The organism is Lentzea sp. NPDC004789, from assembly GCF_053601075.1.
In genome coordinates this window covers 106319-128451 of sequence record NZ_JBSGBE010000021.1, presented here as the reverse complement: position 1 = coordinate 128451, position 22133 = coordinate 106319, and the positions used below count along the sequence as shown (strand labels likewise).

Below are 22133 nucleotides of genomic sequence, written 5' to 3'. Positions count from 1 at the left end.
ACGCCCCGTCGCCGCTGCCAGGTTCAGGGGCAGGCCATCGCAAGGGCGGTAGAAACGTGATCACGAGTGAACGCATCGAGGTGCACGGCGCTGTGCAGGGTGTCGGATTCCGGCCGCACGTCCTGCGGCTCGCGACCGAGCTCGGTGTCCGGGGCGACGTGCGCAACGTCGGCGGGCACGTCGTGATCACCGCGTGCGGGCCGCCGGACACGCTCAGCGCGTTCCGGCGGGCCTTGCACGAGAGGGCGCCGCGCCACGCTCGCGTCGACAGCATCACCGTCACGCCGCACGAGGACGTCGGGCAAGCCGGGTTCGTCGTGCTGGGCAGCGGGTTCGCGGCCGGGCCGCGCACCGTCGTGCCCGACCTCGCGACCTGCGGCGCCTGCGTGGCCGAGCTGTTCGACCCCGGCGACCGGCGCTACCGGTACCCGTTCGTCAACTGCACCGACTGCGGACCGCGGGCGACGATCGTGGAGTCGTTGCCGTACGACCGGCAGCGCACGTCGATGCGCGGGTTTCCCTTGTGCAGGTGGTGCGAGGCCGAGTACCACGATCCGGCGGATCGGCGCTTCCACGCAGAGCCGGTGGCGTGCCCGGAGTGCGGCCCTCGGCTGCGCTGGCGAGACATCCTGGGCAACGAGGCATTGCACGCGGCCACCAGGGTGATCGAGCGTGGCGGCATCGTCGCCGTCAAGGGGGTCGGGGGCTACCAGCTGATCTGCGACGCCGCGGACCAGGACGCGGTCGCCCGGTTGCGCAAGCTCAAGCACCGGCCGCGTAAGCCGTTGGCGGTGATGGTGCGCGACCTCGCCGAAGCCCGCCTGCTGTCCTTCGTGGATGATCAGGCGGCCGGACTGCTGCAGTCCCCCGCCGCGCCGATCGTCGTGGCACCGTCGCGCCTCGGAGGGCTCGACGTCGGGCTCTTCCTGCCCTACAGCCCCTTGCACCACCTCCTGATGCACGATCTCGCCCGCCCCCTCGTCGTCACCAGCGGCAACCGGGCCGACGAGCCGATCGCGATCTCCGACGAAGAGGCCGAGGCAAAGCTGGGACCGCTGGTGGACGGCGTCCTCGCGCACACCAGGCCGATCCTCGCGCGCTACGACGACTCGGTCGTCCGCGCCGGGCGGATGGTGCGCAGGGCAAGGGGATTCGCGCCGGACCCGCTGCCGTTGCCCGTGCCGGCACCGGCTCCCGTGCTGGCGCTGGGCGCACAGCTCAAGCACACCACTACCCTCGCCGTCGGCGACCGAGCAGTGCTCGGGCCGCACACCGGTGACCTGGAGAACGCCGACACGTTCTCGGCGTTCGAGCGCACCGTGGAGACGTTGTGCCGGTGGCAGGGCACGACCGCGGAGTACTGCACGCACGACCTGCACCCGCGCTACCTGTCCACCCGGTACGCGCAGCGGTGGTCGCCGGAGCGCCGGATTCCCGTTCAGCACCACCACGCGCACGTCGCGGCAACGGCGGCGGAACACGGCGTGCAAGGCCCGTTCATCGGTGTCGCGTACGACGGTCTCGGGCTGGGTGACGACGGCACGTTGTGGGGTGGCGAGATCTTCCTGGCCACCTACCGGGACTACCAGCGGGTCGGACGGTTCGGTCGCGCGCCGATGCCCGGTGGTGAGGTCGCGGTGCGGCGGCCGTCCCGCATGGCGCTCGGTTACCTGTACGGTGCCGAGGACTTCGGCGCACCGTCCATTCCGGACCTTCGGCCGACGCCGGAGACCAGTCTCGTGCGGCGCATGATCGAACGGCAGGTCAACAGCCCGCTCGCCTCCAGCGCCGGCAGGTTGTTCGACGCCGCCGCCGCGTTGCTGGGCGTGTGCGACGAGAACTCCTACGAGGGTGAAGCGGCTGTTCTGCTGGAGACGGCGGCCGGCGGTCACCGCGGACCGTCGTTCGACTGGACGCTGCACCGCCGCGACGGCATGTGGGTGTACGACCCGGTGCCCACGCTGCGCGACCTCGTCACCTGTGGCGACGCGACGGGCGTTGCCGCGGCTCGGTTCCACTCCACCATCGTCGAGGTCACCGCCGCGCTCGTGCGGGAGGTCGCGGGCGGGGTGCGGACCGTGTGCCTGGGCGGCGGGGTGTTCCAGAACCGCAGGCTCGTCGACGCCGTCACGCGCGAGCTGGGCGAGTTCCAGGTGCTCGTCGGCGAGCGCGTGCCGGTCAACGACGGCGGGATCAGCTACGGACAGGCCGCCGTCGCGGCGGCCCTGCTGGCGGGAGGGGACAGCTGATGTGCCTGGGGATTCCGGGACGGATCGTGACGCTGGACGACGCCGAACCCCGGTCGGGGACCGTCGACTTCGACGGGCTGCGCCGACCGGTCTGCCTCGCCTACACCCCGGAGGCGGAGGTCGGCGACTACGTGATCGTGCATGTCGGGTTCGCGATCACGCTGGTGGACGAGGACGAGGCGGCCAGGACGCTCGCCGTGCTGCGGGCGATACCGGACGCGATCGAAACGGAGCTCGGAGCGTGAAACACCTGCAGGAGTACCGCGATCCCGTGCTCGCCCGGCGTCTGCTGGCCGAGCTGCGGGCGACCGCCACCACGCCGTGGACGATCATGGAGGTCTGCGGCGGTCAGACGCACACCATCGTGCGGCAGGGCATCGACGAACTGCTGCCCGCCGGCATCCGCATGATCCACGGCCCCGGCTGCCCGGTCTGCGTGACACCCCTGGAGACCATCGACAGGGCGCTCGCGATCGCCGCGCGTCCGGACGTGATCTTCACCAGCTACGGCGACATGCTGCGCGTACCGGGAACTTCGGACGACCTGCTCGCACTCAAGGCGCGTGGCGCGGACGTGCGGATCGTCTACACACCACTCGACGCCGTCCGGATCGCCCGGGAAAACCTCGGCCGCGAGGTCGTGTTCCTCGCCGTCGGCTTCGAGACGACCGCGCCCGCCAACGCGATGGCGGTGCTGCACGCCGCCTCGACCGGCGTGACGAACTTCAGCGTCCTGGTGAGCCACGTGCTCGTACCGCCCGCGATCACCGCCCTGATGGACGACCCGGACACGCAGGTGCAGGCGTTCCTCGCCGCGGGCCACGTCTGCGCGGTCATGGGCTGGACCGAGTACGAACCGATCGCCGAGAAGTACGGCGTGCCGGTCGTGGTGACCGGGTTCGAGCCGCTCGATCTGCTGGAAGGAATCCTGATGGCGGTGCGGCAGCTCGAACAGGGCCGCGCGGAGGTCGAGAACCAGTACGCCCGCGCGGTACGCCGGTCCGGCAACACCGCGGCGCAGGACGCGCTGCGCAGGGTGTTCCGGGTGACCGATCGGACCTGGCGCGGCATCGGCCCGATCAAGGCCAGCGGCCTCGCGCTCAACCCCGAGTTCGCCCGTTACGACGCCGAAACCCGGTTCGCGGTCGGCGACCTCGTCACGCGGGAGTCGCCGGACTGCATCGCGGGCGACATCCTGCGCGGCACCCGCGTGCCAACCGACTGCGCCGCCTACGGACGCACCTGCACCCCGAGGACGCCGCTGGGCGCACCGATGGTGTCCAGCGAGGGCACCTGCGCGGCGTTCTTCAACGCCGGCCGAACCCTGGAGCACCGATGACCCTCTCCTGCCCTGTCCCCCGCGTGGAGACCGAACGCGTCCTGCTCGGCCACGGCTCCGGCGGTCAACTCATGGCCGAGCTGCTCGCCGAGGTCATCACGCCCGAGCTCGGCCTCACCGGACCGCTGGAGGACGCCGCGCTGATCGGGCTGGACCAGGTGTTCAGCACGGACAGCTACGTCGTGACGCCGAGGTTCTTCCCCGGCGGCGACATCGGCTCGCTCGCCGTCCACGGCACCGTGAACGACCTCGCGATGCGGGGTGCCCGGCCGATCGCGCTGAGCCTCGCCTACATCATCGAGGAGGGCCTGCCGATCTCCGAGCTGCGCGACATCACCCACTCCGCCGCGGCCGCCGCTCGTGCCGTGGGCGTCCCGATCGTCACCGGCGACACCAAGGTCGTCGGACGAGGTGCCGCCGACGGCCTCTACCTCACCACGACCGGAGTGGGCGTGCGGTTGCGCGACGCGTGGCCGTCGGCGGCGAGTGCCGCGCCCGGTGACATCGTGCTGGTGTCGGGGCCGATCGGCCGGCACGGGGTCGCGATCCTCAGCGCCCGCGAGAACCTCGGTTTCGAGGCCGAGATCTCCTCCGACAGCCAGCCGCTTCATGAGCTCGTGGCCGCCATGATCGCCGCGGGCGGCGCGGACGTGCACGCACTGCGCGACCCCACCCGCGGAGGGCTCGCGGGCTCGCTGAACGAGATCGCCGCCACCTCCGGCGTGTGCGTGGAGATCGTCGAGTCGGCCGTGCCGGTACCCGCTCCTGTCGCCGCCGCGTGCGACCTGCTCGGGCTGGATCCGTTCCACGTGGCCAACGAGGGCTGCCTGGTGGCGTTCGTGGCACCTGCCTCGGTCGACGCCGTGCTGGAGGCGATGCGCGCGCTGCCGGTGGGTGCGGAGACCGCGATCATCGGCGAGGTGACGCGCGGAGCGGCGGGCCGCGTTCTCGCGCACACACTGGTCGGGTCGTCGCGCGTGGTGGACGTGCTGGTGGGCGAGCAGCTGCCCCGGATCTGCTGATCCGGGGCAGCTCCTGAGATGTTCAGTCCTCCTGGACGTCGATCTGGATCTTGCGCTCCTCCGGTGGTGCGGCGACCGGCACACGGACCTCCAGGATGCCCTTCTTGTACTCGGCCGAGATCTTCGAAGTGTCCGCGCCCGGAGGCAGCGACACGCTCCGGGAGAACGAGCCGTAGCGGAACTCGGAGCGGTGCTGCTCCTTCTTCGTCTCTTCCCGCTGGGCGGTGATGGTGAGGGTGCCGTCGGTCGCGCTCACGTCGATGTCCTTCGCAGCGTCCAGGCCTGGCAACTCCGCGCGGACCACGTAGGCGCCTTCCTCGACGAAGTCCTCGATGTGCATGGGGTGCCGGGTGCCGAACGGCCACGTGGCGTCGAACATCTCCCACAGGTCGGGCAGCAGAGAGCTTGCCTGACGGCGAGCCAGCGAGGTCATGTCGTCTCCTTTCCTGTTGCCCTGCAACGCTTCCAGCCCACCACCGGGCTCATCGCACGGACAGGGACCGAAGCGCCTCGCCTGAGGGGTCCTTCGTCCCTGGGTCCGCACCGGACCGGCCATGACCATGGGAGATGACTCAGGAGGTGGCGGGCATGGAGGTCGTGCTGGACGTCGGCGGTCTCGACGCGCTCATCGGCGTGCTGCGTGAGAACGGTCGCGTGGTGGTCGGCCCCGTCCTTCGCGACGACGCGATCACGCTGGCCGAGGTGAGCTCCGCCGCCGACCTGCCGAGCGGATGGGGTGTCGAGACAGGGCCCGGCCGCTACCGGGTGCGCGCGCGACCGGACGCCGCGGTCTTCGGCCATTCGGCCGGTCCGCAGTCGTGGAAGAGGTTCCTGCACCCACCCCGCCGAACGCTGGTCTCCAGTGACAGCACCGGATTCCACTCCGCCGAGGAAGACTCGCCGGACTACGCGTTCCTCGGTGTGCGGCCCTGCGACCTGGCCGCGATCGCCAAACTCCGTCAGGTCGTGGGAGGCAGAGCACCCTTCGTGGTCGCCGCTCAGTGCACAGAACCAGGTGAGCTGTGCTTCTGCACCTCGATGGGCTGCGGCCCCGCGGCTGGCCCTGGCTACGACATCGCGTTGACGGAACGGGTCGATTCCAGAGGTCACCGATTCCTTGCCACCTCCGGAACCGGCGACGGTGCCGCTGTTCTCGCTCGTGTGCCCGCGCGTCCGGCGGCACCGGAGGACGTCGCACTCGCCGAACAGGACCTCGCGGCAGCCGCCGGGCAGATGGGCCGCACGATGCCCGAACTGGACCTGCGCGACCTCCTCGCCGCCAACCGGGACTCCGCGCACTGGGAGGCCGTGGCCGAACGGTGCCTCACCTGCGGCAACTGCACGATGGTCTGCCCCACCTGCTTCTGCGTCTCCGTCGAGGACGCCACCGACCTCGACGGCAACGCGGAACGTTCGCAGCGCTGGGCCTCGTGCTTCGAGATCGACTTCTCCTACCTCCACGGTGGTGCGGTGCGCACGTCCGGTGCGGCCCGCTATCGCCAGTGGATGACGCACAAGCTGGGAACGTGGCACGACCAATTCGGCACGTCCGGATGTGTCGGTTGTGGACGGTGCATCGCCTGGTGCCCGGCCGGGATCGACATCACCGAGGAAGCGGCCGCTCTAGCGGGAGGTGAGCAACCATGACCATGCCCATGACCGATCTCGACGCACTCCCCCTGTTGACCAACCTGTCGCACACGCAGCGCGCGGCGATCGCGGGGGTCAGCCGGATCGAGACCTACGAGCCGGGCATCCGGCTGTTCGAGGAGGGAGGGCTCGCCGACCAGTGCTGGGTGGTGCTGTCCGGGTGCGTCATGATCGACACGGTGGTCCCGCCACAGGGCCGGATGGTCCTGCAGAGCATCGGACCCGGTGAGCTCCTCGGCTGGTCCTGGCTCGTGCCGCCGTACCGGTGGCACTTCGGTGCGACCGTCGTGTCCCCCACCCGGGCCGCCGTCGTGGACACCGGCGCGCTGCGCACACTCGCCGACGAGGATCCCGCGCTGGGTTACCAGCTCTCCCTGATCCTGATCGACGCGCTGCTGAACCGCCTGCAGGCCACTCGGATCCGGCTGCTCGACCTCTACCGGAACCCCGCATGACGACCTGGGTGCCGACGCCCTACGAGGTCGCGATGCGCACCGTGGAGACCCACGACTCGGTAACCCTGACGCTGCGGCCGGTCGCCAAGCCGTTGCCCGCGTTCCGTCCTGGCCAGTTCGCCATGCTCTACGCGCACGGCATCGGCGAGGTGCCCATCTCCATCAGCGCGATCCCGGCCGACGGCACGCTCGTGCACACGATCCGGGCGGTGGGCGCGGTGAGCCGGGCGCTGCACGACGCCGAACCCGGCACGGTCATCGGTGTGCGCGGCCCGTTCGGCACGGCGTGGCAGCTCGACGGCGTCGAGGACCTGCTCGTGGTCGCGGGCGGCATCGGGCTCGCCCCGCTGCGTCCCGTGCTCTCCTGCCCGAGCAAGCGAACCGTGCTCGTCGTGGGCGCGAGGACGCGGCAGGACCTGCTGTACCAGGACGAGATCGCCCAATGGTCCGATGTGGACACCATCCTCACCGTCGACCGCGGTGACCAGGACTGGCACGGCCGCATCGGTTTCGTCACCGAACCTCTCGCGTCCATCCCGCTCGACCCCGACCGCACCACCGCGCTGCTGTGCGGCCCAGAACCCATGATGCGCTTCTGCGCCAGGACGTTGCTCGGCCGGGGCGTGCCCGCGGAACGGATCCAGGTGTCGCTGGAGCGCACCATGCAGTGCGGCATCGGGCTCTGCGGGCACTGCCAGCTCGGCCCGCTGCTGCTGTGCCGCGACGGTCCGGTCACCGGTTACCCGACGGCCGAACCGCTGCTGCTGGTGAAGGAGTTGTGATGCCGACCATCGCCGTGTGGAAGTTCACCTCGTGCGACGGCTGCCAGCTCACCCTGCTCGACTGCGAGGACGAGCTGCTGCCGCTGACCGAGCACGTCCGGATCGCGCACTTCCTGGAGGCCACGAGCGTCAGCGAGCCCGGCCCGTACGACATCTCGATCGTCGAGGGATCCGTGACCACGCCGGACGAGGCCGAGCGGATCCGCTGGATCAGGGAGCAGTCCGCGGTGCTGCTCGTCGTCGGCGCGTGCGCGACGTCGGGCGGCATCCAGGCGTTGCGGAACTTCGCCGACGTCGACGAGTTCCGCTCGATCGTCTACGCCCGGCCCGAGCACATCGCCGCACTGCAGACGTCCACGCCCATCTCCGCGCACGTCACCGTGGACCACGAACTGCGCGGCTGTCCCATCGACAAGGGGCAGCTGATCGAGGTGCTCACCGCGTTGCTGGCTGGGAGAAAGCCGGACCTTCCCGACACGAGCGTGTGCACGGACTGCAAGCGGCGGGGCCTCACCTGCGTGATGGTGGCGCACGGCACCCCGTGCCTGGGCCCGGTGACCCACGCCGGCTGCGGGGCGTTGTGTCCCGCGGTCAACCGCGGCTGTTACGGCTGCTTCGGCCCGATGAACCGGCCGAACGTCCCCGCGCTCGTGCCGCTGCTCAAGCGCAGCGGCATGGGCGACGACGAGCTGCACCTGGTGTTCCGCACCTTCAACGCCAACGCGGAGTGGACATGACCCATCGCGCGAACCGGACGCTGCAGGTCGCCGGCCTGGCCCGGGTCGAAGGCGAGGGCGCGCTGCACGTGCGCACCGTCGACGGCGAGGTCGACCGCGTCGAGCTGAACATCTACGAACCGCCGCGGTTCTTCGAGGCCTTCCTGCGCGGCAGGGACTTCTGCGAACCTCCCGACATCACCGCCCGCATCTGCGGCATCTGCCCGGTGGCTTACCAGATGAGCGCGTGCCTGGCGATCGAGGACGCGTGTGGCGTGCGGGTCGACGGTCAGCTGCGAGCACTGCGCAGGCTGCTCTACTGCGGCGAGTGGATCTCCAGCCACACCCTGCACATCTACCTGCTGCACGCACCGGACTTCCTCGGCTTCCCGGACGGCATCGCCATGGCGGGCGCGCACCGTGCGGTCGTCGAACGCGGGCTGGCGCTGAAGAAGGCGGGCAACCAGATCATGGACCTGGTCGGCGGGCGCGCGATTCACCCGGTCAACGTCCGCGTCGGCGGCTTCTACCGCGTTCCGGCGCCCGACGAGCTGCGGCCGCTGGCCAGGACGTTGCGGCAGGCGCTGTACGACGCGCTGGGCACCCTGGAGTGGGTGGCCGGGTTCGACTTCCCCGACCTCGAGGTGCCGCACGACCTGCTGGCGTTGCGCGACGCCGACGGCTACCCGCTCGACCGCGGCGAGCCGCACGTCAGCACGGGTCTCACCTTTTCCGTTGCCGAATTCGGCCGCCATGTCGTCGAGCACCAGGTGCCGCACTCGACCGCGCTGCACGCGCGGCTGGACGACCGGACGTTCCTGGTCGGTCCCCTCGCCAGGTACAGCCTCAACTCGGACCGCCTCTCCCCCGTCGCTCGGGAGGCCGCCGAGGCGGTCGGGCTCGGCCCGGTCTGCCGCAACCCGTTCCGCAGCATCGTCGTTCGGGCCGTCGAGGTCGTGTACGCGGTCGAGGAGGCCTTGCGGATCATCGAGTCGTACGAGCGGCCCGGCTCACCCGCGGTCGAGGTGACTCCACGTGCCGGCGTCGGGCACGGTGTCACGGAGGCGCCGCGCGGCCTGCTGTACCACCGCTACGAGCTCGATCGGGCAGGCCGGATCCTCAACGCCGACATCGTGCCGCCCACGTCCCAGAACCAGGCGGCGATCGAGGCGGACGTGACACAGGTGGTTCGATCGCACCAACACCTCGACGACCACGCGCTGCAGTCGTTGTGCGAGCAGACGATTCGCAACTACGACCCGTGCATCTCCTGCTCGGCGCACTTCCTGGACTTCACCAGGGAACCGGCATGAGCGCGGTGGTGATCGGGGTCGGCAACGAGTTCCGCCGCGACGACGGCGTCGGTCCGGCCGTGGCTCGAGCGCTCGCCACGTCTGGCGTCCACGCGGAGATCAACGACGGCGACCCGGTCCGGCTGATGGAGGCGTGGGACGGCGCCGAGGTCGTCGTGATCGTCGACGCGGTCCGCTGCACGCCATCGGTGCCCGGTCGCTGGCACCGCACCACGCTGCCGCACACCATTCCGGTGGCCAGCTCCCACGGCTTCGGCGTGCCGGAGGCCGTGGAGCTGGCGGAAGCGCTCGACCGCCGGCCCGAGCGGCTCGTGATCTACGCCGTCGAGGTCGCCGACGTCGGTTTCGGCACCGGGCTGAGTCCCGCGGTCGCGGCGGCCGTCGCTCCCCTCGCCGCCGCCGTCCGGGCGGAGCTGACCCTCAGTTGTGCATCTTGAGCAGCTGGCCACGCAGGTGGTCGTGGACGGCGTCCACCGCCTCCGTGAACGTGGGCGCCTCCGCCTTCGCAACGATGTGCGTGCCGTTGACGTCCAGGTTCACGTGAACCGCGATCCTGCGCGCACCGGCAAGAGTCAACCGGACGTGAGCGAACTGGGCCGGCTCGGGCGCGTAGCGGGCCAGCGGAGCGATCTTGTCGTGCGCGTACTGCCTCGCCGCGGCGGCGATCCGGCCGTCGAGCTCGATCGCGACGTTGCCGATCTCCGTCGCGCCTGCGTGCTTCATCGTGAACCTCCATGCGAAGTGATACCCGCACTTTCGCTCCCGCGGAACTCCGGTCGACAGGTCCGAAGGAGCCGGGTGCGGAGGGACCTGGGTCCCTGGTCCTGGATCCGTTCAGTCAGCACCGTGGGAAGCACATCGAGCAGAGGAGTGCGTCATGTCCCACGCCGACCTGTCGCTGGTCGACGCGTACTGGCGAGCCGCCAACTACCTGTCGGCCGGTCAGATCTACCTGATGGACAACCCGCTGCTGACCGAACCGCTGGCGCCAGAGCACATCAAGCCCCGGTTGCTGGGCCACTGGGGCACCACGCCGGGTCTGAACTTCGTCTACGCCCACCTCAACCGCGTGATCCGCGAGCGCGACCTCGACATGATGTTCGTGACCGGCCCCGGCCACGGTGGCCCCGCCCTGCTGGCGAACACGTGGCTGGAGGGGACCTACAGCGAGACCTACCCGGATGTGCCGCGCGACGGGGAGGGCATGCGCAGGTTGTTCCGGCAGTTCTCGTTCCCCGGCGGCGTGCCGAGCCACGTGGCGCCCGAGGTGCCGGGTTCGATCCACGAGGGTGGTGAGCTGGGCTACTCGCTGGCGCACGCGTTCGGCGCGGCGTTCGACAACCCCGGGCTGATCGTGGCGTGCGTGGTCGGTGACGGAGAGGCGGAGACCGGCCCGCTCGCGGCCAGCTGGCACGTCAACAAGTTCCTCGACCCCATGCACGACGGTGCGGTGTTGCCGATCCTGCACCTCAACGGCTACAAGATCGCCAACCCGAGCCTGCTGTCCCGCATCCCGCACGACGAGCTCGACGCCTTGCTGCGCGGGTACGGCTACGCGCCGCATTACGTCGAGGGTGACGAGCCGGAAGCCATGCACGCCCGCATGGCCGACGTGCTCGACCAGGTCGTGGACGAGCTCGCGCGGATCAAGACGCGAACCGATCGGCCGTCCTGGCCGATGATCGTGCTGCGCAGCCCGAAGGGCTGGACCGGTCCGTCCGAAGTGGATGGAGTACCGGTCGAGAACACCTGGCGCGCCCACCAGGTTCCGCTGGCGGAGGTGCGGGACAACCCCGAGCACCTGCGGCTGTTGGAGTCGTGGCTGCGCAGCTACCTGCCGCAGGAGCTCTTCGACGCCGGCGGAACTCCGCGCGGCGAGCTGTCCCGGCTGATTCCGGACGGCGCCCACCGGATGGGCGCGACCCCGCACGCGAACGGCGGACTGCTGTTGCGAGAGCTCAGGATGCCCGGCATCCGCCCGCACACCGTCGAGGTCGTCAAGCCGGGCAGCACCCAGTCCGAGCCGACGAGGGCACTCGGCCGGATGCTGCGGGACGTGATCACCCTCAACCCCTCCGGCTTCCGCATCTTCGGACCGGACGAGACGGCCTCCAACCGGCTCGACGCGGTGTTCGAGGTGACCGGCAAGCAGTGGCAGGCCGAGACGTTGCCGGTCGACGAGCACCTCGTCCACCACGGCAGGGTCGTCGAGGTCCTGTCCGAGCACCTGTGCCAGGGCATGCTGGAGGGATACCTGCTGAGCGGCCGGCACGGGCTCTTCAACTGCTACGAGGCGTTCATCCACATCGTCGACTCGATGTTCAACCAGCACGCGAAGTGGCTCAAGTCGCACAAGAAGCTGAACTGGCGCAGGCCCATCGCGTCGCTGAACTACCTGCTGAGCTCGCACGTCTGGCGCCAGGACCACAACGGCTTCTCGCACCAGGACCCCGGCTTCATCGACCACGTCATGAACAAGAAGGCCGAGGTCGTCCGCGTCTACCTGCCGCCGGACACCAACACCCTGCTCTCCGTCGCCGATCACTGCCTGCGCAGCAAGGACTACGTCAACGTCATCGTCGCCGGCAAGAACGACACCCCGGACTGGCTCTCCGCGGAAGAAGCCGCGTTGCACTGCGCTCGTGGCGCGGGCATCTGGGAGTGGGCGAGCAACGACGAGGACGAACCCGACGTCGTGCTGGCCTGCGCCGGTGACGCACCGACCGTCGAGGTGCTGGCGGCGACGTCGTTGCTGCGTCAGCACCTGCCGTCGTTGCGGGTGCGTGTCGTGAACGTCGTCGATCTCATGCGGCTGCAGCCGGACACCGAGCACCCGCACGGCATGCCGGACCGCGAGTTCGACGCGCTGTTCACCGCGGACCGGCCGGTGATCTTCGCCTACCACGGCTACCCCTGGCTCATCCACCGGCTGACGTACCGGCGCACCAACCACCACAACCTCCACGTCCGCGGCTACAAGGAGGAAGGCACCACCACGACGCCGTTCGACATGCTCGTGCTCAACGACATGGACCGCTACCGCCTGGTGATCGACGTGATCGACCGCGTCCCGGGACTGGGACCGAAGGCCGCGCGGCTGCGGCAGCTCATGCAGGACCAGCGCACCCGCCACCACGCCTGGATCCGCGAGCACGGCGAGGACCTGCCCGAAGTGCGTGACTGGACCTGGCAGTGAACGTCCTGGTGGTCAACGCGGGCTCGTCCAGCCTGAAGCTGCGCGTGCTCGGCGAGGACGACGCCGTCCTCGCCGAGTCGCACGCCCAACGTTGGGCCGGTGACACCGAGCCGTTGCGGGACTTCCTGGCCGAGGCTCCCGCGATCGACGCAGTCGGCCACCGTGTTGTGCACGGTGGCCCTGAGTTCACCGGCCCCGCGCGGATCGACGCGAACGTGCGCTCCGCCCTTGAACGGCTGACCGGTCTCGCGCCCCTGCACCAGCCTCGCGCCCTGGCGGGCATCGACGCGATCACCGCTGTGCTGACCGACGTGCCTCAAGTCGCCTGCTTCGACACGGCCTTCCACGCGACCATGCCCGCCTTCGCGGCCACGTACGCGCTACCAGCGCAGTGGCGGCGGAAGTGGGGTCTGCGGCGGTATGGATTCCACGGACTCTCGCACGCTTACGCCTCGCGGAAGGCCGTCGAGCAGGCCGGGATGCCGGACGCCCGCGTGGTCAGCTGCCACCTGGGGGCCGGCGCGTCGCTCGCGGCTGTCCGCAGAGGACGCTCGGTGGACACCACGATGGGCTTCACACCGCTCGCCGGGCTCGTGATGGCGACCCGCAGCGGCGATGTGGATCCAGGCCTGCTGGTGTGGTTGCTGCGGGCCGGGCTGTCGCTCGACGAGCTGGAGGACGGTCTCGAGCACCACTCCGGGCTCGCCGGTCTGAGCGGGACCGGCGACATGCGAGACGTCCGCAGGGCCGCGGAGGACGGTGACGAGCACGCGTCGCTGGCGTTGGAGGTCTACGCGCATCGGCTGCGACAGGCGGTCAGCGCGATGGCCGCCTCTCTCGGCGGCCTCGACGTTCTCGTGTTCACCGGCGGCGTCGGTGAACACGACGCCGTTCTGCGGGCGGACGTGGTGAACGGGCTGCCGTTCCTCGGCATCAGCCACGTGTTCGTGGTGGAGGCGCGCGAAGACCTGGAGATCGCAGGTCAGACGCGCGCCATGCTGTTCAGCTAGACAACGTCCCGCCGTCGCAACCCCGCGAACCCGAGGATCAGGCTTGCCGCGGCGATGGCGAGCAACCACACCAGCGGAGTCGCGGTGACGGCCGATCCCGGCACCTTCGGCAGGTGCGCCCACGGCGAGAGATCCATCAGCCACTGGTCGAAGCCGAACATCGGACCGAGCTCGCCGAGCAGCAGGAACACCGCGAGCGAGGACCAGCCGACCACGACCAGCCGCGATGCGAGGCCGTACGCGGCGACCGCGATCCCGACGAGCACCCAGGTGGCGGGGATCTGCACGAGCGCACCGGCGAGCACCTTGCCCACGACGGACAGGTCGCCGGCCTGGGCGGCGTGCACGGTTCCGGCCGCCAGACCGGCGCTGACGAGCAGGACGGCCGTGCCCACCAGCGCGATGACGACGTGGCTCGCCGCCCAGCGCCGTCTCGTGACGGGCGTGGCGAGCAACGACTCGGCGCGCAGTTCGGTTTCCTCGCTGTGCAGCCGCATCGCCGTCTGGAGGCCGTACACCGAGGCGATCACCCCCAGGAAGCCGAACATCGCGGCGAACACGGCGTCGGTCAACGCGTTGTCGCCGCCGAGCTTCCTGAACAGCTCCGCGGCCTGCGGGCTGCTGATCATGTCGCCGATGCTGCCCGCGACACTTCCGACGAGGACGCCGTAGACCACGAACCCGACGACCCATCCGAGGAGCGAACCGCGTTGCAGCCGCCACGCGAGCCCGAAGACACCGCGCAGCGTTCCCGTCGCCGGTCCCGGTCGATCCGGCAGCAGACCCGCGTTGAGGTCACGCCGGGCGGCCAGGAGGTGCGCGACAACCGCAGCCGTCACCGCGAAACCGAGGGTGATCAGCAGTACCCACCACCTGTTGCCCGCGTAGGGACGGAACTGCTGGCCCCACCCGAGCGGAGACAGCCACGAGAGCCAACGCGGTCCTGCCACGCCCGCCGTGTCGCCCACCGCTCTCAGCACGAACACGACGCCGAGCACCGCCACCGCGAGACCGGTCGCACCACGGGTCGACGTGGCCACCTGCGCGGTGATCCCGGCGATCGCCGCGAAGGCGAGCCCGACACTCGTCCACGCCAGCCCGAAGACGAACGAGCCGTCCACCGGCAGGCCCGCGCCGGCCAGGCCGAGTGAGGTCACCAGCCCCAGCAGGATGTTCGCCCCGGCGGCGACGGCGAGCGCGGCCGCGAGCGGAGCGTGCCTGCCCACCACTCCGGCGCCGATCAGCTCACGCCGTCCAGACTCCTCGTCCGAGCGCGTGTGCCGTACGACGATGACGATGGAGAAAACCGCAAGGATCATCGCTCCGGTCGCCAGCGCCTTCAGCATCGCCAGCGCACCGATCGACGTCGGGTCGTAGATCCGTCCGTACACGGCGACGAGCGCAGGTGTGCCGTTCATGCTGTCCGCCGCGGCGACAACGGATTCAGTGCTGGGGAACATGCCCTTGGTCGCGGCCGCGGAGCCGACCGCCAGCAGCACGAACATGCTCAGCCACGCCGGGAGCAGCACGCGGTCCCGGCGGAGCGCGAGCCGGACCAACTGCAACGTGCCGTTCACGCCGTCACCTCGTAGTGCCGCAGGAACAGCTCCTCCAGAGTGGGTGGCTGGCAGACGAGATTGCGCACCCCGAGTGCGCTCAACGCCCGCAGAACCTCGGCGAGCTGGTCGGTGTCCGCCTGGCAGCGCAGACGCGTGCCCTCGGCGTGGAACTCGTGCACGCCGGGCAGCACGGCCAGCCCGTTCGGCGGTTGCGCGAGGTCGGCGGTGATCGAGGTACGGGTCAGGTGCCGCAGTTCCTGCAGGGAACCGGTCTCGACGGTTCTCCCCTGCCGGATGATGCTCACGCGGTCGCAGACCTTCTCGACCTCGGCGAGGACGTGGCTGCTGAGCAGCACGGTCCGGCCTTCCCGCCGCTCCTGCTCGACGCAGTCCTCGAACACGGCCTGCATCAACGGGTCGAGGCCCGCGGTCGGCTCGTCGAGGACGAGCAGCTCGGCACGCGACGCCAGTGCGGCGACCAGCGCCACCTTCTGCCGGTTGCCCGACGAGTAGGCCCTTCCCTTCTTCGTGGGGTCGAGCTCGAACCGGTCGAGCAGCTCTGCGCGGCGGCGCGCGTCCAGCCCGCCGCGCAGCCTGCCGAGCAGGTCGATCACCTCGCCACCGGTGAGGTTAGGCCAGAGCGTCACGTCCCCCGGCACGTACGCCAGGCGCCGGTGCAACGTCGCGGTGTCCCGCCAGGGGTCGCCGCCGAGCAACGTGACGCTGCCCGCGTCGGCGCGCAGCAACCCGAGCAGGATGCGCAGCGTCGTGGTCTTGCCCGCGCCATTGGGCCCGAGGAACCCGTGCACTTCACCGGCGCGGACGGTCAGGTCGAGACCGTCGAGTGCGGTCGTCCGGCCGAACGCCTTGCGCAGGCCGGACACGGAGATCACTGCTGTCATGGCTCGACGGTAGGGAGCCCGCCGCTCGCGCCCGAGTGCCTTCGGACACCACCGGGGCCGAGGCCTGGTCCCTGCCGCCCGAGGACTTGAGGCCCTGTCACGCCACGCGGCCCGGTCCGACGCTGGCAGGAGGAAACGAACTTCCAGGAGCGGTGATGAAGATCGATGAGCTGATCGCGAAGACGAGGGACTCGCTAGAGGCGAAGAAGGTCTACGCCGAGCCGTACGAGAAGGACGGGATCACCTTGATCGCCGCCGCCACGGTGGCCGGCGGCTCGGGCGGTGGTACGGGACGTGACGAGAAGGGCCAGGAAGGCGAGGGTGGCGGCTTCGGCGTCAACGCGAGGCCCACCGGCGCGTTCGTCATCAGCGACGGCAAGGTCCGGTGGGAGCCGGCGATCGACGTGAACCGGCTGGTCGCCACCGGGGGCACGGTCGCCATCGCCGCTCTGTTCGTGGCCCTGCGCATCGTCAAGGCGAAGACCCGGCCGCGATGAAGGCGAAACTGTGGCTGCTTCTCGTCGCCGTGGCACTGGCCGCCACGGCGTGTGCGGCTGGACCGAACGTGATGTCGCATGTGGACGGTGGAATGCTGGCCGGGTTCTGGAAGGGGCTGTGGCACGGCCTGATCTATCCCGTCACGTTCATCATCTCGCTGTTCACCGACCGGGTGAGCATCTACGAGGTGCACAACAACGGGAACTGGTACGACTTCGGCTTCGTCGCCGGCATCGGGCTGCTGCACATGCTTCTCGGCGGGCATCGGCGCCTTCCGAAGCGGCGGCGCGAGCCTTCCGCCGCGTCGTGACGATCGGCCAGGCCATAAGTCCCTGGCACGAACGGGACCCATCCTCGAAGGTGGGTCTCGCGTCGGCGCGCAGGACGCAGATGTCACAGTCGAACACCCGCGCGCCGGCGCCCTCGAATCCCCAGTGGACGATCCCTTCCGCGCACAAGCCAGGGACGAAAGCCCCTGCGCCGCGCGTTCCCCGCACAGGCACGCTGAGTGGCACATCTCACCGAGGAGCCACTCATGAACTCCCCGTCCCGCATCGTCGTCGGTGTCGACGGATCGCCGGCCGCGAAAGCCGCACTCGCCTGGGCCGTCCAGGAAGCCAAGCGCACCAACGCATCCGTACTGGCGTTGTCCGTGTGTCAGCTCAGCCAGTCTACGGGCGCCGGTGCCAGTCCGTTCACCAGCAAGCACCGTCACGAACTCGCCGCCGCCGTGGAGGAGCTCGGCACGGCGGTCTGCGGCGTGCGCATCGACCAGGAGGTGCCGTACGGGCAGCCAGGCCCGACACTCGTGGCGCGTTCGGCCGATGCGGATCTGCTGGTCGTCGGGGACCACGGGTACCGCAAGGCAGGTGTGCTGGTGCTGAGCTCCATCACGACCTACTGCCTCAGAAACGCCCGCTGCCCCGTGGTCGCCGTACCGTCGGAGGGAGCGCGCCATGACGGTCCTCTCATGCTCCGGCCTGAAAAAGCGGTTTGACGAGATTCTGGCCGTGGACGACGTGTCCTTCACGATCGCGGAGGGCGAGACCTACGGCCTGCTCGGTCCCAACGGCGCGGGGAAGACGACCACGATCTCGATGATCACCGGCGTGCTCGAACGCGACGCCGGCGAGGTGGTCGTCGACGGTACCGCGATGTCGACGCACGCCATCGCCGCCAAGCACCTGGTCGGCTACGTGCCGCAGGAGCTCGCGCTCTACCCGGACCTCACCGGCCGGGAGAACCTGCGGTTCTTCGCGAGCCTCTACGGCGCCGCCAGGGAACGGGTCGATCACGTGCTCGACGTCGTCGGGCTGACGGAACGCGCCGACGACCTCAGCCGTGAGTACTCCGGTGGGATGAGGCGGCGGCTCAACGTCGCGATCGGGCTGCTGCACGAACCGCGGCTGCTCGTGCTCGACGAACCCACTGCGGGGGTGGACCCGCAGAGCCGCAACCAGATCCTCGAGAACGTCCGCACCCTCGCCGCGCAGGGCATGGCGATCCTCTACACCACGCACTACATGGAGGAGGCTGAACGCCTGTGCGACCGCGTCGGCGTGATCGACTCCGGCCGGCTGATCGCCGAGGGCACAAGGCGCGAACTGGTCGAACGGCTCGGCGAACGCGACCGGGTCTCGCTGCAGCTGGACGGCGATCTCACGCACGCCACCGCCGTGCTCGGCGCCATCACGAACGTGCGAAGTGTGGCACCGCACGAACACGGCCTCGAACTCGTGGTCGACGACGCGCGGGAATGTCTCCCCGCGGTGCTGTCGGCGATCTCCCTCAACGGCGTCGTGGTGCGGTCGGTCGAGGTGACCGAACCGAACCTCGAAACCGTGTTCCTGCACCTCACCGGCAAAGCGCTGAGGGAGTGAGCCGTGCGCCACGCACTGCTGATCGCCGCACGCGACCTGCGCGAGCGGGCCCGTGACCGCACCGCCTACGTGCTCGCGATCGTCCTCCCCCTCGGGCTCGCCGGCGTCTTCACGCTGATCCTGGGCAACATCAGCGGCGACAGTCAGCTCTTCACCTATGCCGTCGCGGACGGCGACCGCGGTGTGGTCGCCCGTGCGTTCACCGACGACGTGCTGCGGAAGGCGGCGGCCTCCGGTGCGATCGAGCTGCGCACCGTCTCGTCCGAGCGGGAGGCCAGGGCGCTGGTGGAGAGCGGCACGGCCACCGCGGCGTTCCTGCTGCCCACCGGGCTCACCGAGGACGTCCAGGCAGGGCGCGCCGCGCGGATCGAGGTCGTCGGCGACGTCGACGCACCCACCGGCACCGACATCGCGCGATCGCTCGCCCAGGCCTACACCGACCGGCTCGCCGCGGTCCGCACCTCCATCGCCGCGACCGTCCACTCAGGAGTGTCGACGCCGCCCGCCGAGCTCGCCGCGGCTGCGGCCACCTCCTTGCCGCAGCCCGTGGTCGCCGAGGACACCACCGGCCGCAGGCAACTCGACGCGAAAACCCAGTACGCGGCGGGCATGGCGGTGTTCTTCCTGTTCTTCGCGGTGCAGCCGGGAGTGACCGGGCTGCTCGACGAACGCCGCAACGGCACCCTCGCCCGGCTGCTGGCCGCACCGGTGCGCCGCTCGTCGATCCTCGCGGGCAAGCTGCTGACGAGTGTGGCCGTCGGTGTGGTGAGCATGACGGTCCTCATCGTGGCCAGCTCCCTGCTGATGGGCGCGCACTGGGGACATCCCGTCGGAGTCGCGGCGCTGGTCCTTTCCGGTGTGCTGGCCGCGACCGGCGCGATGGCGGTCGTCGCGGCCATCGCGAAGACGTCCGAACAGGCGGGCGGCTGGCAGGCGATCGTCGCGATCGTGCTCGGTGCGCTCGGTGGCGCGTTCTTCCCGGTCACGCAGGCGGGTGGGCTGCTGGAGAAGCTCAGCCTGCTGGCGCCGCACCGGTGGTTCCTGCGCGGGCTCGCGGACCTAGCGGGCGGTGGTGTCGCCGCGGTGCTGCCGTCGATGGCGGCCATGGCCGTCTTCGCCGCGGTGACGGGTGCGGTCGCCCTGCTGTTGTTCCGGAAGGTGGTGCGACCGTGAAGGTCCTCTCGATCGGCTGGATGAACGTGCACCGCGCACTGCGCGACCGCACCGGCCTGTTCTTCCTCGTCGCACTGCCGCTGATGCTGGTGTTCGTCATCGGCGCGGCGTTCGGTGGCGCGACGACACCCGTGGTCGGGGTGGTGGGTGACGCCGGCGCGCTGAGCACCGATCCCGCGGTGCGGGTGCGGGCCTTCCCGGACGAACCGGCTTTGCGCACGGCGGTGGAACACGGCGAGATCAGCGCCGGACTCGTGCGGACAACGGGCGACACCCCTCGGCTCCTCGCCCGCGCCGACCGCACGGGCCAGCAGCTGCGGATGCTCGTGACCACCTCCCTGACCCGCGAGGCCAACCGGCTCGCGGCGGGCGAGTTCGTCGCCGCGCGGACCGGGCTGGACCGCGCCACCGCGCTGTCCCTTGTGGACTCCGCCCGCGTCGCACCGGTCGAGGTGCGCGTGAGCACCGCAGGTCAGGCGCTGTTCCCGGAGGGCTACTCCGGGTTCGACCTCGGTGCGGCGAACCAGCTCATCGTGTTCACCTTCCTCAACTCGCTCACCACGGCGGCGTTCCTCGTCGAGACCCGAAGGCTCGGCGTGACCCGCCGCATGCTCGCCACCCCGACGTCCACACGGGTGATCGTGACCGGTGAAGCACTGGGCCGCGTCGCGATCGCGTTGCTGCAGGGCCTGATCGTGCTCCTCGGATCAGCTTTGCTGTTCGGCGTCCGCTGGGGTGACCCGCTCGCCGCCGCGGCGTTGTTGTCCGCCTTCGCGCTCGTCTCCGGCGGAGCCGGGCTGCTGCTCGGGGCGATCTGCCGCACCCAGCAGCAGACCACCGGCGCCGGCATCCTGCTCGGGCTGAGCCTCGCCGCGTTCGGCGGATGCATGGTGCCGCTCGAGTTCTTCAGCCCCGTGCTGCGGAAGCTGGCGTTCGCGACCCCGCACGGCTGGGCGAACGACGGTTTCAGCGCACTGACCAGACGTGGTGGCGATCTGCTCACCATCGCACCGAACCTGGCCGTGCTGCTCGGATTCGCCGCCGTTCTCTTCAGCTTCGGTGCGTGGACGCTGCGTCGCGCCGTGACGCGGTGAGGAGCTCGGCGAAGGCCTCGTGCACCGCGTCGGCCAGCACGTCCACGTCGGAGGTGCTGGCGCGGTCCGCGGTGATGCCGATCGCCAGCCGATCGGTGTAGGACAGCACCGCGATGCCGGTCCGGATGCGAACGGCGATCGGGACGTACGGCAGGATCTCGACGATCCGGCGCCCCAGCACTCGCAGCGGCTCGCGAGGGCCGGGGACGTTCGTGGTGACGGTGACGATGCTGCGCTGCGGCATCATGGCGCCGAGCCGCACGCTCCACGCGAGCGGCGCGAACGGCTCGTGCCTCGCCAGCTGGACCAGTGCGTGTCCGGACTCGGCCTGATGCCCCCGCTTGGCGTCGGTGAAGCGCTGGTGCACCAGGGAAAGCGCCTCGACCGCGGTCCCGGCGTCGACCGGCAGGAACGCGAGCCGCAGGCTGACCTGGTTGTCCAGCCGCCGGTCACCGCGGACCGACACCGGCACCATGGTCCGGATGCTGTGCGCGGACGGGCGTTCGCCGCGTTCCAGCAAGAGCACGCGGTACGCCTGGCTGACCGCCGCCAGCACGACGTCGTTCACCGTCACCCCGAAGGTGCGGGCGACCTCCTTCACCTCGGGCAGCGAGGCTCGCACCACCCGGTAGAGACGAGGTGAGCCGATCTGCCCGAAGAGCGACGACGGGCGCACCGGCAACAACGACAGCGCGAGCGACAGAATTCCACCTGCCAGTGCCAGCGGTGCGCGAACCACGTTCGCCAGCAACGAAAAAAGGCTCGCGGAGGAACCACCGCCAGGAGGCTCCGGCGCGGGCACCTCGCCGTACATCACGTCGTACATCATCGTGCCGCTCACACCGTCCGCCATGCAGTGGTGCACCTTGGCCAGGACGGCCCACCGCCCCTCGGCAAGGCCCTCGACGACCCAGTACTCCCACAACGGGCGGTCGCGGTCCAGCCGTTGCCCCATGATCCGCGCGACCAGCGCGCACAACTCCGCGTCACCGCCCGGCGTGGGCAGGGCGGTGCGGCGCACGTGGTAGGTGAGGTCGAACGACGGATCGTCCTGCCACGCCGGTGTGCTCAGATCCAACGGCGTGCGCACGAGCTTCTGCCGGGCACGGGGCAGTACCGGCAGCTTCGCGCGCATCAGCGCGAGGAACTCGTCGTGGCCCGGCGCAGGTCCTTCGACGACCGCGACCGAGGCGATCGCCAGTGAGGCGTGCGGGTCGGCGTCCTCCACCTCGAGGAACGCGGCGTCCAAGGGGCTGAGCTGGTCCATTCCTCCAGTGCAGCACCAACGGATTCCG

At 70.3% G+C, this 22133-nt stretch carries 23 protein-coding genes; 18 read left to right on the top strand and 5 right to left on the bottom strand.

Annotated elements, in window-relative coordinates; genetic code table 11:
* Positions 1-56: 56 nt before the first annotated feature.
* From hypF to hypE, 4 genes are read left to right on the top strand one after another with little or no spacing between them, the layout of a single operon-like run.
* The gene (hypF, locus tag ACWEIJ_RS36815; RefSeq protein ID WP_449841876.1) at positions 57-2249 is read left to right on the top strand and encodes a carbamoyltransferase HypF; all 2193 of its coding nucleotides are present in this window, start codon (positions 57-59) and stop codon (positions 2247-2249) included.
* Positions 2249-2494: a HypC/HybG/HupF family hydrogenase formation chaperone gene (locus tag ACWEIJ_RS36810; RefSeq protein ID WP_449841875.1), complete on the top strand. Its 246-nt coding sequence runs from the start codon at positions 2249-2251 to the stop codon at positions 2492-2494. The genes hypF and ACWEIJ_RS36810 overlap by 1 nt, the downstream gene beginning before the upstream one ends.
* Complete coding sequence (hypD, locus tag ACWEIJ_RS36805) at positions 2491-3588, top strand: hydrogenase formation protein HypD (protein WP_449841874.1); 1098 nt, start codon at positions 2491-2493, stop codon at positions 3586-3588. Before ACWEIJ_RS36810 ends, hypD begins: the two co-directional genes overlap by 4 nt.
* Entirely contained in the window at positions 3585-4610 is a 1026-nt protein-coding gene (hypE, locus tag ACWEIJ_RS36800; RefSeq protein ID WP_449841873.1) for a hydrogenase expression/formation protein HypE, read from the top strand. Before hypD ends, hypE begins: the two co-directional genes overlap by 4 nt.
* Before the next feature lie 22 nt (positions 4611-4632).
* Here hypE and ACWEIJ_RS36795 read toward each other — a convergent pair whose 3' ends face one another.
* Positions 4633-5043, bottom strand: coding sequence for an Hsp20/alpha crystallin family protein (locus ACWEIJ_RS36795; protein ID WP_449841872.1), 411 nt, complete (start codon positions 5041-5043; stop codon positions 4633-4635).
* A gap of 134 nt (positions 5044-5177) precedes the next feature.
* Here ACWEIJ_RS36795 and ACWEIJ_RS36790 point away from each other — a divergent pair, with 134 nt between their 5' ends.
* Genes ACWEIJ_RS36790 through ACWEIJ_RS36765 form a run of 6 tightly spaced genes read left to right on the top strand, consistent with a single transcriptional unit; the run spans position 5178 to position 9963 of the window.
* Positions 5178-6257, top strand: coding sequence for a 4Fe-4S dicluster domain-containing protein (locus tag ACWEIJ_RS36790; RefSeq protein WP_449841871.1), 1080 nt, complete (start codon positions 5178-5180; stop codon positions 6255-6257).
* Entirely contained in the window at positions 6254-6715 is a 462-nt protein-coding gene (locus ACWEIJ_RS36785; protein ID WP_449841870.1) for a Crp/Fnr family transcriptional regulator, read from the top strand. Before ACWEIJ_RS36790 ends, ACWEIJ_RS36785 begins: the two co-directional genes overlap by 4 nt.
* A complete protein-coding gene (locus ACWEIJ_RS36780) occupies positions 6712-7497 on the top strand; it encodes an FAD/NAD(P)-binding protein (RefSeq protein ID WP_449841869.1) in 786 nt (261 codons plus the stop codon). The genes ACWEIJ_RS36785 and ACWEIJ_RS36780 overlap by 4 nt, the downstream gene beginning before the upstream one ends.
* Positions 7497-8234, top strand: a complete 738-nt coding sequence (locus ACWEIJ_RS36775) for an NADH-quinone oxidoreductase subunit B family protein (RefSeq protein ID WP_449841868.1) — start codon at positions 7497-7499, stop codon at positions 8232-8234. The genes ACWEIJ_RS36780 and ACWEIJ_RS36775 overlap by 1 nt, the downstream gene beginning before the upstream one ends.
* The gene (locus ACWEIJ_RS36770; RefSeq protein ID WP_449841867.1) at positions 8231-9526 is read left to right on the top strand and encodes a Ni/Fe hydrogenase subunit alpha; all 1296 of its coding nucleotides are present in this window, start codon (positions 8231-8233) and stop codon (positions 9524-9526) included. Before ACWEIJ_RS36775 ends, ACWEIJ_RS36770 begins: the two co-directional genes overlap by 4 nt.
* Positions 9523-9963 carry a hydrogenase maturation protease gene (locus ACWEIJ_RS36765; RefSeq protein WP_449841866.1) on the top strand — a complete coding sequence of 147 codons (441 nt, stop codon included), beginning with the start codon at positions 9523-9525 and terminating at the stop codon, positions 9961-9963. The genes ACWEIJ_RS36770 and ACWEIJ_RS36765 overlap by 4 nt, the downstream gene beginning before the upstream one ends.
* On the opposite strand, the gene ACWEIJ_RS36760 is transcribed toward ACWEIJ_RS36765, so the two are convergent.
* On the bottom strand, positions 9947-10249 hold the full coding sequence (locus ACWEIJ_RS36760) for an HPF/RaiA family ribosome-associated protein (RefSeq protein ID WP_449841865.1): 303 nt from the start codon (positions 10247-10249) through the stop codon (positions 9947-9949). The two genes, ACWEIJ_RS36765 and ACWEIJ_RS36760, sit on opposite strands and share 17 nt — an antisense overlap.
* A gap of 154 nt (positions 10250-10403) precedes the next feature.
* On the opposite strand from ACWEIJ_RS36760, the gene ACWEIJ_RS36755 reads away from it, so the two are divergent.
* Together ACWEIJ_RS36755 and ACWEIJ_RS36750 are read left to right on the top strand one after the other, a co-directional pair.
* A complete protein-coding gene (locus tag ACWEIJ_RS36755) occupies positions 10404-12722 on the top strand; it encodes a phosphoketolase family protein (protein WP_449841864.1) in 2319 nt (772 codons plus the stop codon).
* Positions 12719-13732 carry an acetate/propionate family kinase gene (locus ACWEIJ_RS36750; protein WP_449841863.1) on the top strand — a complete coding sequence of 338 codons (1014 nt, stop codon included), beginning with the start codon at positions 12719-12721 and terminating at the stop codon, positions 13730-13732. Before ACWEIJ_RS36755 ends, ACWEIJ_RS36750 begins: the two co-directional genes overlap by 4 nt.
* Here ACWEIJ_RS36750 and ACWEIJ_RS36745 read toward each other — a convergent pair.
* Positions 13729-15309: an ABC transporter permease gene (locus ACWEIJ_RS36745; RefSeq protein ID WP_449841862.1), complete on the bottom strand. Its 1581-nt coding sequence runs from the start codon at positions 15307-15309 to the stop codon at positions 13729-13731. The genes ACWEIJ_RS36750 and ACWEIJ_RS36745 overlap by 4 nt on opposite strands.
* Positions 15306-16193 (bottom strand): ATP-binding cassette domain-containing protein, encoded by an 888-nt coding sequence (locus ACWEIJ_RS36740; RefSeq protein WP_449841861.1) that lies wholly within the window; start codon positions 16191-16193, stop codon positions 15306-15308. Before ACWEIJ_RS36740 ends, ACWEIJ_RS36745 begins: the two co-directional genes overlap by 4 nt.
* Positions 16194-16348: 155 nt before the next feature.
* Between ACWEIJ_RS36740 and ACWEIJ_RS36735 the strand changes: the two genes are divergently transcribed.
* From ACWEIJ_RS36735 to ACWEIJ_RS36710, 6 genes are all read left to right on the top strand, one after another.
* Entirely contained in the window at positions 16349-16690 is a 342-nt protein-coding gene (locus tag ACWEIJ_RS36735) for a spore germination protein GerW family protein (RefSeq protein ID WP_449841860.1), read from the top strand.
* Positions 16687-17001, top strand: a complete 315-nt coding sequence (locus tag ACWEIJ_RS36730) for a hypothetical protein (protein ID WP_449841859.1) — start codon at positions 16687-16689, stop codon at positions 16999-17001. The genes ACWEIJ_RS36735 and ACWEIJ_RS36730 overlap by 4 nt, the downstream gene beginning before the upstream one ends.
* Before the next feature lie 225 nt (positions 17002-17226).
* Entirely contained in the window at positions 17227-17688 is a 462-nt protein-coding gene (locus ACWEIJ_RS36725) for a universal stress protein (RefSeq protein ID WP_449841858.1), read from the top strand.
* 13 nt (positions 17689-17701) lie between these two features.
* Positions 17702-18571 carry an ATP-binding cassette domain-containing protein gene (locus tag ACWEIJ_RS36720; protein WP_449841857.1) on the top strand — a complete coding sequence of 290 codons (870 nt, stop codon included), beginning with the start codon at positions 17702-17704 and terminating at the stop codon, positions 18569-18571.
* A 3-nt stretch (positions 18572-18574) separates the two neighbouring features.
* On the top strand, positions 18575-19744 hold the full coding sequence (locus ACWEIJ_RS36715) for an ABC transporter permease (RefSeq protein WP_449841856.1): 1170 nt from the start codon (positions 18575-18577) through the stop codon (positions 19742-19744).
* Complete coding sequence (locus ACWEIJ_RS36710) at positions 19741-20838, top strand: ABC transporter permease (RefSeq protein WP_449841855.1); 1098 nt, start codon at positions 19741-19743, stop codon at positions 20836-20838. Before ACWEIJ_RS36715 ends, ACWEIJ_RS36710 begins: the two co-directional genes overlap by 4 nt.
* Here the strand turns inward: ACWEIJ_RS36710 and ACWEIJ_RS36705 are convergent.
* On the bottom strand, positions 20795-22105 hold the full coding sequence (locus ACWEIJ_RS36705; RefSeq protein WP_449841854.1) for a wax ester/triacylglycerol synthase family O-acyltransferase: 1311 nt from the start codon (positions 22103-22105) through the stop codon (positions 20795-20797). The two genes, ACWEIJ_RS36710 and ACWEIJ_RS36705, sit on opposite strands and share 44 nt — an antisense overlap.
* Positions 22106-22133: the final 28 nt, after the last annotated feature.